This window comes from Sulfurimonas sp. HSL3-7 (assembly GCF_039645985.1).
Lineage (GTDB): Bacteria > Campylobacterota > Campylobacteria > Campylobacterales > Sulfurimonadaceae > Sulfonitrofixus > Sulfonitrofixus jiaomeiensis.
Genome location: NZ_CP147919.1, coordinates 1,816,232 through 1,828,472 on the forward strand (window position 1 = coordinate 1,816,232; position 12,241 = coordinate 1,828,472).

Consider the following 12,241-nt stretch of genomic DNA (forward strand, 5'->3'; position numbering starts at 1 on the left):
CAGTGAATATATTACATGCTGACATACACTTTCAGTATGAGACGATACATAGAATTTGAGGCGTTAATGGCAAGTTATTTTGTGGCCTATTTCCTCTATGGCAAAGTGAAATACGGGTCTAAAGGCTACAGTGAAGAGAGGCTGGGGAGGATGAGTGCCTATAAGAGTCTGATGCAGGTATACCAGCCTTATCTCTGGCAGAAAGAGCGGATTAAAAGCGAAGTAATTTTGGAGCGTTTTCGGTATCTGGAGCAAAAAGCGGAGGCACTGCCTGATGATCGCTTTAAAAGAGCGTTTCTGGAGACATTGGCGCAAGCAGCTCCGCATCATCATTTACAGGAGAATTGACTCTCGTAGAGACTTTGTATGCGACCATTCGATCGCTTCCGCATGGCTGCAGCAGTTCATAGAGTGCTTCGGGTTCCTGAACTTCGCTATCAAGCCAGAGCCCCCAGGACTCTTTCGGAATGATCACCGGCATGCGGTCATGGATCGGTTCCATCAGTTCATTAGAAGCCGTTGTGATGATCGCCGACGTCGTGATACTTTTTTCCTGTTCATTGTCATACCACTTATCCCATATGGCACCCAACGCAAAATAGTCACTTTCTGTCGGATGTATCCAGTAGGGTTGCTTATGACCACCTTCCTGATGCCATTCGTAAAAACCGTTGACCGGGATCAGAGCACGCTTGTGTCTAAAAGAGCCGCGAAACATCGGTTTGTCATTGATCGTCTCTGCTCTGGCATTGATGAGTTGCCGTTTCCTGTCTTTTGCCCAATGCGGTATGAGCCCGAATGAGGTCTCAGTGTAGTGATGGTTGTTCAGAAGTGCCGCTAAAGCTTGGGAAGGGGCGATGTTGTAGTGCGGCGTCAGATAACCGATGTCGTTAACAAAATCGCCGAGAACGGCCTGTACATCATTGATAAAAAGACCGTCTGAAAAGAAACCGACCCGTCCGCACATACCTCTGCCTCATTGTATCTTATCTCACAGACACTATTATACATAAGAATGAAACGGTATAAAAAACAGCACTCCGGTTGATATGGATAGATCAAAATCGGCAGAACATCTTACGTATGTGTTCAATACCTATAGAAAACTATTGACTTTTAACAGTAGTAAGAATGATATGTGCGGATGATTATTCTTGGAAAGCTAATGGTACGCCCGACAGGATTCAAACCTGTGACCGCTGGTACCGGAAACCAGTGCTCTATTCAGCTGAGCTACGGACGCGTCTTTTTTACAGGCAGCATTATAATAGATCTCTCTTGTAAAAAGATTTATAATGCAAAAAATCGGAAGTATTCTGCAGCGGCGGCACAGGCCGCCGCTACTGTTGGGCTACTTCTGCACGAACATCAGCCGCATGCGGCGGATAAAGAGCACACCGAGGGCCACAGCGAGGATCTTGAAGTCGATCTCGCTGCCCATATGGAGCGCCTCGAAGGCCTCGCTCTGTGTCGCCTCGGCACCGAGCGCCTGCATCTCGAGTATCTTCGGGGTATAGACGCCGCTGAACATCAAAGCCGTTATGATGACGACAAAACCGCTCACCATCGCGTAGTTGTCACGGCGGCCGTGTTTGTACTCATTGCCTTCGAAGGCGAAGACAACCGCCGCGATGAAGTAGATGAAGTAGCTGAAACGGCGGAATATCTCCGCCATCAGAATACCCTCGTTGTAATGATCCAGCATCACACCCGAGAGGTAGCTGTCCGAGTGAAAGAGCGTCGCCGTCACAAAGATGCCCAGGGTCAAAACCGCACCGAGGGTCATCGCTATCAAAAGCAGGTAGAGTGTTACCGTCCACTGTTTAGCCGTCATACGTTTTCCTTTTTATGTTTTAAGAACAAACCCGCGGTCCAGGCCCGCCAGATCTTCATAGAACTTCAGCTCATTATACCTTTTTCCCTCAAGGTAGTGCTGGACCTTCGGCTTCTGGTCATAGCCCATCTCGCAGGCAAAGATCCTGATACCGCGTTCAAACACCGCGTCGAGAAGCCGCTTGATGATCTCATCACCGATCTCGCCGCCGAAAAGGGCCAGGTCGGGTTCGTAGTCAAGGTTGGACTCAAGAGGCTCGTCATTGGCGATATAGGGCGGGTTTGAGACGAGGATGTCGATACTCTCGCTTACCGGCTCCAGCAGATCGCCCTGACGCAGTTCGATACGTCCGCCAAGACCGAAGCATTCGATGTTTTTTTTGGCAACCTTCAGGGCCTCCGGACTGATGTCAACCGCAATGATCTTTGCCTTCGGCAACTCCTGCGCAAGGACAGTCGAGATGATACCGCTGCCCACACCGATCTCGACGATGGTCAGCTCCGCATCCCTGTCGGCCAGCGCAAGTACCTCATCGATGAGCAGCTCCGTCTCGGGACGGGGGATCAGTGCCCCCGGTTCGATGTGGAACTCCTGCGAATAGAAACTGACCCTATTGGTAATGTACTCGATAGGCTCGTTCTTTTTGCGGCGTTCTACCCAGGAGGCGAGTTTCTCCCCCTCCTCCACAATGTCGGCCTCATGCGTCATCAGCCAGAGCTCGTCTTTTTCCAGCAGGGCCATGATGAGCAGCTGGGCTTCACGCCTCGGCCGCTCGACAGCCCCCTGCAGTTCTGCCGTGATCAGCCGCAGCCACTCTCCGACCGATTGCATCTTCAATCGATTGTCGGACATGTTCCCTCAAGCGCTTCACGGGTGTTTACATTCGTGTCAACACCGAGTTCCTTGAGCCGTTCCAGCACCGGCGGATGGGTGTAGTAGAAGAAGATATAGACCGGGTGTGAAAGCGGAAAACTCTTGTTCTCACTTACCAGTTTTTTAAGTGCTTCGCTTAAAAAAAGTTTTCCGCCCAGATCCGCACCAGTCCGGTCCGCTTCGTATTCGTTGTGACGGCTGACGATCCCCATAATCGGCATCATAATAAAGCCAAGCAGCGGCATTACGAGCATAAAAAGGATCATCATATTGGCCGCGCTCTTCTGAATGCCGAGCTCCATATAGAGCGTATCGGGGAGGTTACCGAAAAGGGCAAACATCGCAAAGAGCATCCCGCCCATCAGGGCGATGTTTTTATAGATGTCGCCGTGCTGAAAATGGCCGAGTTCATGTCCCAGAACCGCCAAAAGTTCATTCGGCGTCAGTTTCTGCAGCAGCGTATCGAAAAGCACGACCCGTTTTGTCTTTCCCAGACCGCCGAAATAGGCATTGAGGCGGGCATCGCGTTTGGATGCATCGGAGATAAAGACGCCGGAGCTTTGAAAGCCTGTCTTCTCCATCAGCTGATTGATCTGTCGGTTGAGCTCCTCGTCTTCGAGCGGGGTCAGCTTGTCAAAAAAGAGCGCACGCATGGTCGGATAGAACATATTGAGCAGAACAACCACACCGAAGATAAAACCGAAACTCCAGAGCCACCACAGGGCTGTCGAAGAGATGATAAGATAGATCCCCCAGATAATCAGGCCGCCAAACACAATGGTCAACATCGTCGAAATCAGAGTATCTTTGATATAGAGAGCCTTGGTTGAGCGGTTGAAGCCGAACTTGGCATCCAGAACGAACTTCTCATAATACTCCATCGGCAGAGAGATCAGGCCGTTGATCAAAATAAATCCAAGCACACCCAGTATCGTCGAGAAAGCCGGATCAAAGACCATGACATTCTGCTCGAGAAAAGCGATACCGAAACGCATCCACGCCAGAAAGACAATAAAATCGATCAGTGTCGACAGCATCGAAAGCTTCTCTTTGGCGACGGCATAATTACCGGCTTTCAGATAGTCTGCGCTGCCCATCAAGACGGCACCCTGGCGCTTGGCCTGGTTGACAAAACCGATCTGCATGACACTGACATACATTTTCAGGAGAACATAGACGGAATAGATTGCTATTATAGCGGTTAACATGAAAGCCCTTAGGAAAGAAGGTTTAACAGGGTTTTGAACATCCCTGTTAGAATTGCGCTATTTTAGCATGATTGCATTAAGCGCCAATATATGCAATAGCGTTTAAGCTTTATTTGACCCTCGGCACTTTGACGATCTCGTCTTGCGTCTCGATCATGTCGTTAGGCACGAAATAGCTTCTGGCTGCCAGGTAGACCGTTCCGATGATCAGACCCGCGATAATAACGGCCCAAAAAATACGACGCTTTTCACCTTTAAGTGTGTTGTAATCACCTAACTCTTCTAATCTTGGTTCACCCATTGCTAACTCCTTGTGGGAAATTTTATTATTTTGTGTCTTTGTACTGTAGAAGAATACAAAAAAATGATACTAACAATCGTAAACACTATAAGTTAATATGACGCCTTAAGTTTGCTTTTTATATATTTTATTCGTCATATCCGTACTACGCAGACCCGTAGGACAGATGGCAAAAGTCCAACAAATACTGCCGGGAAGCAAACTGATAATTCGATATAATGCCGTCATGCAAAATGACTTTATTCCCGAGATCGAACCGACCCCTGTTTTCACATCAAAAGAGTGCGTTTTTCTGGTCAATGTTATCGCTTTTAAACTCACCTATATACCCCTGATATTGACCCTGATGGTCGCCTTTATTGTGGACTATTTTTACGCGGCGGCCACGCTGCTTATCAGTTATCTGGTCACCGGCATTATCCGTTCATACATGCGAAACAACTCTATTCCTAAAAAACAGCAGGAGTACAGCTATAGCGACAAAGCGATCGCTTCATGGTTTTTATATCGGACCTATTGCTTCGGCAAAAAATAACGATTATATAAACAGTAAACTACTTTTGGAGAACCTATGGCCCTGATCGACCTACTTGGTGTACACAAACATTATGATCTGCAGAAGATCCTAGTCAATGTCAATTTTCATGTTGACGAGGGTGAACGTATTGTCATTGTCGGTAAAAACGGCAGCGGCAAATCGACCCTGATGAAGATCATCAACGGCAAACTCGATATAGACGAAGGTGAACGCATCACCAAGCAGGACCTTGAGATCAAGATGCTCGACCAGGTCCCGCGCTTTGAAGCCGATGACTCTGTCAGGCAAGCCGTCGAGCGGGGTCTGAAGGAGCTTTATGCTGCCAGAGAACGCTACGATGCCCTCTCGCTGCAGCTCGCAGACGATTTTGAGAACCCGCAGCTTTTGAAAGAGCATGCCGAGCTCAACCACTATCTCGACCATCACAACGCCTGGACGCTCGACGACAAGATCGAACGCGTTCTTCTGAACTTCAACCTCAAACATATGGAAGATAAGCCGGTCGTCATGCTCAGCGGGGGTGAACAGCGCCGCGTCGCCCTTGCCGGGCTGCTCCTGCAGAAACCCGATATCCTGCTGCTCGATGAGCCGACCAACCACCTTGACGTCTATATGGTGGAGTTTTTGGAAGAGCTGATCCTCAAAGAGCAGTTCACCCTTGTCTTCATCTCCCACGACCGTTACTTCATCGACCAGATCGCGACCAAGACCATCGAGGTCGAAGACGGCAAACTCAGAGAGTACCGCGGCGGCTACTCCAACTACCTTGAGCAGAAGGCGGAGTACCTCCGCACCCTGCAGAAACAGCACGACAACCTGCTTGGGCTGCTCAAGACCGAGAACGAGTGGTTTGCCCGCGGTGTCCGCGCCCGTCTCAAACGCAACGAGGGACGAAAAGAACGGCTGATGCAGCTGCGCGAAGCGGCCAAGACCAACCCCGCCAAGATCCGAAAGATGAGCGTCGAAATCCAGCGCGAAGAGAAGCACTTCAACCGTGACAAAAGCGTCAACAAGCAGAAGATGCTCTTCGAGGTCGAAAACCTCGGCGTCACCCTCGGCGACAAAGTGCTGATCAAAAACTTCACCACCCGTATTCTCCAGAAAGATGTGATCGCCATCGTCGGGCCCAACGGCACCGGAAAATCGACCCTGCTCAAGACCCTGCTCGGGCGTATCAAGCCGACCGAAGGGAAGATCAAACAGGGCGAGTTCTCCATCGGCTACTTCGACCAGCACCGAGAGCTGCTCGACGATTCAAAAAACCTCATCGAGACCTTCTGTCCCAACGGCGGGGACCGGGTCCAGGTGCGCGGTTCGAACATGCATGTCTACGGCTACCTTAAGAACTTCCTCTTCCCGAGAGAGTTCCTGGACAAGAAAATCGGCGTATTGAGCGGCGGGGAGAAAAACCGTGTCGCCCTCGCCCTCCTCTTTACCAAAAATGTGGACTGTCTGATCCTGGATGAACCGACCAACGACCTCGACATCCCGACCATCAACATCCTTGAAGAGCAGCTGCAAAACTTTCCCGGCGCGGTCATCCTGGTCAGCCACGACCGATACTTCGTCGACAAGATCGCCAAAAAGCTCTTTATCTTCAAAGGCCATGACGGCGAGATCGAAGAATCCCACCAGCTCTACTCAGAGTACCTCGAACATGAGAAAGAGATGCTGGAGATCGAGAACATTGTCAAAGAGGCAGAGCAGAGCACGCCTAAAAAAGTACACAAAGAGAAGCCCAAGGCGCTGAAACTCACCTACAAAGAGAATGAGGCCCTCAAATCCCTGCCTCAGGAGATCGAAGAGATCGAGGCCAGGATCGATCAGATCAATGCCTGCCTGGCCGATCCGGAATGCTACAGCGAAAAAGGGATCTCTGTTGTCGCGCAGGAGCTCTCACAAAGCGAAGCCCTCTACGAAGCGAAAGTCGAAGAGCTGCTCGCTATCGAAGAGAAACTCGAAGAGATCGAAGCGCAGAAGGGGTAATCGGATGCAGTGCAAAATCTGTGAAGGCCAGACACATGCTTTTTTCGATGACTATATGCAGTGCATGACCTACCACTGCCCGGAGTGCGAATTCCTTTTTAAAGATCCGCAGGCGATCGTCTCTGACGAAAAAGAGCTGAAGGTCTATCAGCAGCACAACAATACCGAAGAGAATCTCGGCTATGTAGCGATGTTCCAGGACTTTATCGACAAGACAATAGCACCCCATAAAGAGAAGATCGAAACGGCCCTCGACTTCGGATCGGGGCCGAATCCCGTCCTAGCCAGGATGCTCGAGAGAGAGGGGTTTGCAACCGACCACTACGACAAGTTCTTCGCCCCCGAAAAGGTCTATCAAGGCAAGCGTTACGACCTTATCACCTCGACTGAAGTGATCGAACACATTGCCGATGTCCGGGGTATCATACAGCTCTTGACAGAACATCTCAATCCGGGCGGCTACCTGGCGCTGATGACGCAGTTCCACAGCAACACGCAAGAGCACTATCTGCAGTGGTGGTACCGGCGCGATCCGACACATATCGTCTTCTGCAAACCAAAAAGTTTTGAGATATTGGCAAAACAGTTCGGTCTGACTCTTTTCTATCATGATGACAAAAAGGTCGTTTTACTACAAAAGAATAGCAATTTGTAAAAGAAAATCCGCTATGCTACAATAGTATCAGGAATCCACCCTTTTCTATAAGGAAATGTTATGTCAGAAGAGAGTTCAATCGGCCTTGTTTTCAAAGAGGCCCTTCAGGAATTTGGTGCGAAGCATCAGAACGACGCAAATATCTGCGGGGTCAAGATCGACCTTCGGTCACAGGGGATCGACCTGATCGTCGGTCTTCGTTTTGTCGAAGGCGAGTCGCAGTTCAGTATCTGTACCGGCAATACCAACTGTGAAGGCATCAATGATGATGCAACCTTCAACCTGCTCTCCGACACCCTCAAAAACATCGGGGTAGAGAGCAAAAGCGGCGCCTCAGTTATGATCAAACGCAATGCCTCGATCGTCTCGACCGAAGAGGGGTGTAAAGCCATCGAAGCAGCCGAAGAGAAACCGACGGAAGAGAACCCGAAAAAACGTACCGGCATTTTCGCCCTCTTCGGCAAAAGGTAAACGCTGACGCCCCGGTATCGATCTTCGTTAAAGTCGATCTTTACCCGGCGAACCTTACTTTTCGTAATCCACCACTTTGCTTGATGTCGTCACCTCTTTAATGAAAGCAACAACTTCCAGATGCGCCGGATGCGTGGCATACTCCGCCAGCCCCTCTTTTGTTTCAAATGTCGAGATCAAGGAGAGGTCCATCGCCCGTTCACTGCCGTTGAAATCAATGCCCACTTCCATGGAAAGCAGCGGATCGATCTTTTCGACAAGTGCTTCAAGCATCTCTTTAGCCTTGGCAATATTTTCTGCCTTGTTTTCCTCTTTGAATGTAAACATCACAATATGAACGATCATTTTTTCTCCATTTCTTTTTCGCAATTTTACCCAAACTAGGCTACTATCTGTTTATGAGAGAACTTTATGGCAGTGCAATTCTTTTTTTCTACTTTTTGACATGGCCTTTTCTTGCCTGTCTGCCTCTTCTCTACTATTTCTCTGATCTGAACAACCGTCCCGTTTTAAATACGTTTTGGCCGCTTTGTCTTGTTCTGATCATTCAGAATCGACGGAAGCTTTTCAATGCAAAGTAACCTGTTCGAATTTTTGGGCCTGCACGGCGTTTTTATCATAACCGAGATCATCATCGTGTTTGCCATGCTGCATATGCTCTATCAAAGACGTTCTCCGACAAGTATCATATCCTGGCTCCTGCTGATGGTGATCGTACCCTACGTCTCCATTCTGCTCTACGTTATCTTCGGTATTCGCAAACGTCCGGTTAAAAAGAGCAAGTCTTCGCTGCACGTCAAAGGGGTCGGTGAAACGGCAGGAAAGGTCAACAGCATCGACGGTATCCTGCGTTCCAACGGCATTGCCGGGGTAAGCGCACATAACAGTTTCGAGTTTATCAGTGACAATGTCAAAGCCTACGAAACCCTAATGGATGAGATCAAAAATGCGAAGAAGAGCATCAGTCTCAGCACCTATCTCCTGAAAAAAGACAAGGTCACAAAAACAATCATCAATGCCCTGATAGAGAAAGCCTCAGAAGGTATTCATGTACGGCTGCTGCTTGACTCGCTCGGCTCCTACAAACTCTATTTTTTTCAAGGTCCGCTCAAAAAACTGAGAAAAGCGGGATGTGAGGTCCACTTTTTCATGCCTCTTCTTCGTCTGCCCTATCAGAACTCCATCAATCTTCGCAACCACCGCAAGATCTACCTTTTTGACGAAACCACCCTGATCACCGGAGGGATGAACCTCTCAAAGAAGTATATGGGACCGGCAAAGGACCCGCGTCAATGGGGGGATATACTGTTCAAATCACAGGGGGATGCGGCCTACCAGTATGCCCAGATCTTTGAAGCCGACTGGGCCTATGCCACCGGTTCTGCACTTCGCCAGGCAGCCCTGCCTGTTAAGAAAGTCTACGGTGACGCCTATATCCAGGTCGTACCCTCCGGACCCGACATCGAAGGGGATGCCCTTTTTGAAGCGCTCATCAGTGCGATCCACTCCGCGACAGAGCGCATCTGGATCGTCACCCCCTATTTTTTACCCGATGAGACCCTGATGCTGGCACTTCGAATCGCCAAACACAAAGGGCTTGATATCAAACTGATCACACCGAAACAATCCGATCACATCGTCGCCGACTTGAGCCGAAGTTCCTACATGCGCGAACTCCAGGAAGAAGGCATTGATCTGGTCTTGTATACAGGTAATATTCTGCATGCCAAAGCCATTCTCTTTGACAGGAAGGCGGTCATGATCGGCTCAGTCAATATTGACAACCGCTCTTTGCTGCTCAATTACGAAGCCGTCAGTTTTGCCTATTCTGAAACCATCATCGGCGAGATAGAGGCGTGGATGAAAGGTTTTATCGACAATGCAGAGACGCGAATGCCGGAGGCTTCAAAATTGCGTCGTATCATAGAAAATTTCATGCGTATCTTAGCTCCGCAGCTCTAAAGGATCACCTATTTTAAAACCCAAGCTCTTCCCGCAACAACTTCAGCACCAGCATCACCTCCTCCCAAAAGAGTTTTCCCTGCTTGTATGGAACATTCATAAAGAGAACCTTCAACCGCAATTTCAGCACGCCTTCAAAGCCATTCTTCACGACTACCCGTCAGATTTTCTCCTCTTTCAAGAGGCCAAGTTTCCCAAAAAAATGGCCTCTATCCTGGACGATTTCTCCTATGCAATGGCAAGCAACATCGAGACGTTTCAGCACCTCTACGGTGTCTTGACAGCGACCCAGGTCGCTTTTAAAAAGATCCGCCAGAACCTCTCGCACCGCCGCGAGGTCGGTATGATCACCCATAAAAGTATGCTCATCACACACCACCAGCTTCCTAATGGCCAGAATCTCCACGTTGTCAATATTCATGCCATCAATTTTGTCTCTATAAAGATATTTACGAAAGAGCTGGAGAAGATCAAAACGGAGCTGCACAGCTGCAGCGGACCGATGATCGTCGGAGGAGATTTCAACAACTGGACGAAAAAACGGATGAAGGCACTGGAAGCTTTTCAACAAGCACTCGGATTGGAAAAAGCAGAAGTCCATCAGGAACATCACATCAAACAGATCTTTGCAAAACCCCTTGACCATATCTTCTACAAAGATCTTAAACTGCTCAAAGCAGAAGCGATCGATACCAAAAACGTCTCAGACCACAATCCCATCTATGCCACGTTCAGCGTTAAGAGTTAAGAGTTAAGAGTTAAGAGTTAAGAGTTAAGAGTTAAGAGTTAAGAGTTAAGAGTTAAGAGTTAAGAGTTAAGAGTTAAGAGTTAAGAGTTAAGAGTTAAGAGTTAAGAGTTAAGAGTTAAGAGTTAAGAGTTAAGAGTTAAGAGTTAAGAAAGGTGGCGCAGCTCATCTTAACCAGAACTGAACTTTGAAGCGTTAGATTTGGTGCAGGTTGTGCAGAAGTGAACCCGAAGATGTACATCGGTACATCGAGAGGTGAACTTCTGTGCAAAGTGCGCCGATACCCGAAGGGGCAGACCCAGCTAACGCTTCAAATAAGGTGGCTCCAGAAGAGTTTGGCGATCAGGACGATCAGCGCAATACCGACCAGGTTAAAGACCAGCCCATACTTCGCCATGACCTTCACATCCACTACCCCCGATGACATGGCGATCGCATTCGGTGGTGTCGCAATGGGCAGCATAAAGGCGTAACTGGCACAGAGTGTCGCCACCATCATGAAGAGACGGGTATCGATACCACTCTGCTCTGCCACCGAGTAAATCACCGGCAGCATAATCGAGATCAGTGCCGTATTGGAGGTCACCTCCGTCGTAAAAGTGACGATCGCCGCAATGGCCAGCAGAAGCAGAACCGGGGCCAGGGTGGTCATCCCCACGATATACGAAGCGACCTGATCGGCCAAACCGGTCACTGAGAAAGCCTCCGCAATCGAAAAACCGGCACCAAATAGCAGCATAATACGGTACGGGATCTTATCTTTGTCGCCCATCCACTCAAGCAGACGAAACGGCGGTGCGAAAAGAAGCAGCCCGGCAGAGAGCAGGATGACCGGTTCGCTCATCCCCAGACCGTTCCAGTAAGGTTTTATCGGCGCATTAACCAACAACAGCAGCATCAGCGAGGCCAATAAGAACATCACTTTCTTCTGCGACAGTGTCATCGCTTTATGCTCGATATTTCTCGTTATTTTCACCTTGCCGACACCGATACTCAACACAGAGGCGACCGCAATAAACATCGTGACTGAGAGCGGCGCGACCATCCAGATCCATTGAAAAAAGGGGATCGCTTCCATCCCTTTCTCCTCCATCACCCCAAGAAGGATCAGGTTCGGCGGCGTCCCGATCGGCGTCAATATCCCCCCTACACTCGCCCCATAGGCAATAGAAAGTGCGAAACGGAGTTTGAGCTTAGGCTCAGCAGAGAGATAGAGCGCTATAGGGATCAGCAGCAGGGCCGTTGTCGTATTGGAGAGTATGGAGCTGAGCAGGCCCGAAGTGATCGTCAGAGAGAAGACGATCCCCTTTGCCGTATTGGGAAACAGCAGCAATACCTTGTCTGCGATCCAGGTATGCAGCCCTGTCTTTTCCACCGCTATTGCCAGTAAAAATCCCCCGAAAAAAAGATAGATGATGGGATTGGCATAGTTGACCGTTGTCGCTTTGGTACTTAAAATACCCAGCGTCGGAAAAAGGACGATCGGTAAAAGAGAGGCCACACCAAGGGCGAGTCCCTCATTGGTCCAAAGCGTCACTAAAAGGACCAGCGCCCCGATTAACGCCGACTGCTGATAGTTCAGAAAAAGGAAGGCAAGAGCGAACGAAAGAACACCCAGAATCAGCGCAGTTGCTATCTTCTTTATCTGTAGACGCTCTTCATTCATCG

General features: G+C 49.2%; 15 protein-coding genes and 1 tRNA gene. 7 read left to right on the top strand and 9 right to left on the bottom strand.

What is annotated here, in order from left to right:
• Window positions 1–36 precede the first annotated feature (36 nt).
• The gene (locus tag WCY20_RS09080) at window positions 37–348 is read left to right on the top strand and encodes a hypothetical protein (protein ID WP_345974528.1); all 312 of its coding nucleotides are present in this window, start codon (window positions 37–39) and stop codon (window positions 346–348) included.
• On the opposite strand, the gene WCY20_RS09085 is transcribed toward WCY20_RS09080, so the two are convergent.
• The 6 genes from WCY20_RS09085 to WCY20_RS09110 all read right to left on the bottom strand — a co-directional run bounded on the left by WCY20_RS09085 (window position 284) and on the right by WCY20_RS09110 (window position 4,216).
• Window positions 284–967, bottom strand: a complete 684-nt coding sequence (locus WCY20_RS09085; RefSeq protein ID WP_345974530.1) for an SOS response-associated peptidase — start codon at window positions 965–967, stop codon at window positions 284–286. The two genes, WCY20_RS09080 and WCY20_RS09085, sit on opposite strands and share 65 nt — an antisense overlap.
• Before the next feature lie 199 nt (window positions 968–1,166).
• Window positions 1,167–1,243: transfer RNA gene (locus WCY20_RS09090), tRNA-Arg, on the bottom strand.
• A gap of 108 nt (window positions 1,244–1,351) precedes the next feature.
• Complete coding sequence (locus tag WCY20_RS09095; RefSeq protein WP_345974532.1) at window positions 1,352–1,834, bottom strand: DUF4149 domain-containing protein; 483 nt, start codon at window positions 1,832–1,834, stop codon at window positions 1,352–1,354.
• A gap of 12 nt (window positions 1,835–1,846) precedes the next feature.
• Entirely contained in the window at window positions 1,847–2,665 is an 819-nt protein-coding gene (gene prmC, locus WCY20_RS09100; protein WP_345974534.1) for a peptide chain release factor N(5)-glutamine methyltransferase, read from the bottom strand.
• Window positions 2,666–2,667: 2 nt separating this feature from the next.
• The gene (locus tag WCY20_RS09105; RefSeq protein WP_345974536.1) at window positions 2,668–3,915 is read right to left on the bottom strand and encodes a M48 family metallopeptidase; all 1,248 of its coding nucleotides are present in this window, start codon (window positions 3,913–3,915) and stop codon (window positions 2,668–2,670) included.
• A gap of 109 nt (window positions 3,916–4,024) precedes the next feature.
• Window positions 4,025–4,216 (bottom strand): hypothetical protein, encoded by a 192-nt coding sequence (locus WCY20_RS09110; protein WP_345974538.1) that lies wholly within the window; start codon window positions 4,214–4,216, stop codon window positions 4,025–4,027.
• Between the two features lie 226 nt (window positions 4,217–4,442).
• On the opposite strand from WCY20_RS09110, the gene WCY20_RS09115 reads away from it, so the two are divergent.
• From WCY20_RS09115 to WCY20_RS09130, 4 genes are read left to right on the top strand one after another with little or no spacing between them, the layout of a single operon-like run.
• Complete coding sequence (locus WCY20_RS09115; protein ID WP_345974540.1) at window positions 4,443–4,751, top strand: hypothetical protein; 309 nt, start codon at window positions 4,443–4,445, stop codon at window positions 4,749–4,751.
• Window positions 4,752–4,787: 36 nt separating this feature from the next.
• A complete protein-coding gene (gene abc-f, locus WCY20_RS09120) occupies window positions 4,788–6,740 on the top strand; it encodes a ribosomal protection-like ABC-F family protein (RefSeq protein ID WP_345974541.1) in 1,953 nt (650 codons plus the stop codon).
• Window positions 6,741–6,744: 4 nt separating this feature from the next.
• Window positions 6,745–7,395, top strand: coding sequence for a class I SAM-dependent methyltransferase (locus WCY20_RS09125; protein ID WP_345974543.1), 651 nt, complete (start codon window positions 6,745–6,747; stop codon window positions 7,393–7,395).
• A 60-nt stretch (window positions 7,396–7,455) separates the two neighbouring features.
• The gene (locus tag WCY20_RS09130; RefSeq protein WP_345974545.1) at window positions 7,456–7,866 is read left to right on the top strand and encodes a hypothetical protein; all 411 of its coding nucleotides are present in this window, start codon (window positions 7,456–7,458) and stop codon (window positions 7,864–7,866) included.
• A gap of 54 nt (window positions 7,867–7,920) precedes the next feature.
• Here WCY20_RS09130 and WCY20_RS09135 read toward each other — a convergent pair whose 3' ends face one another.
• Window positions 7,921–8,211: a Dabb family protein gene (locus WCY20_RS09135; RefSeq protein ID WP_345974547.1), complete on the bottom strand. Its 291-nt coding sequence runs from the start codon at window positions 8,209–8,211 to the stop codon at window positions 7,921–7,923.
• 225 nt (window positions 8,212–8,436) lie between these two features.
• Between WCY20_RS09135 and WCY20_RS09140 the strand changes: the two genes are divergently transcribed.
• Complete coding sequence (locus WCY20_RS09140; RefSeq protein ID WP_345974549.1) at window positions 8,437–9,828, top strand: phospholipase D-like domain-containing protein; 1,392 nt, start codon at window positions 8,437–8,439, stop codon at window positions 9,826–9,828.
• Between the two features lie 13 nt (window positions 9,829–9,841).
• Here WCY20_RS09140 and WCY20_RS09145 read toward each other — a convergent pair whose 3' ends face one another.
• Entirely contained in the window at window positions 9,842–9,979 is a 138-nt protein-coding gene (locus tag WCY20_RS09145; RefSeq protein WP_345974551.1) for a hypothetical protein, read from the bottom strand.
• On the opposite strand from WCY20_RS09145, the gene WCY20_RS09150 reads away from it, so the two are divergent.
• Complete coding sequence (locus WCY20_RS09150; protein WP_345978244.1) at window positions 9,923–10,576, top strand: endonuclease/exonuclease/phosphatase family protein; 654 nt, start codon at window positions 9,923–9,925, stop codon at window positions 10,574–10,576. The two genes, WCY20_RS09145 and WCY20_RS09150, sit on opposite strands and share 57 nt — an antisense overlap.
• 307 nt (window positions 10,577–10,883) lie before the next feature.
• On the opposite strand, the gene WCY20_RS09155 is transcribed toward WCY20_RS09150, so the two are convergent.
• Complete coding sequence (locus WCY20_RS09155) at window positions 10,884–12,239, bottom strand: DASS family sodium-coupled anion symporter (protein ID WP_345974553.1); 1,356 nt, start codon at window positions 12,237–12,239, stop codon at window positions 10,884–10,886.
• Between the last annotated feature and the right edge of the window lie 2 nt (window positions 12,240–12,241).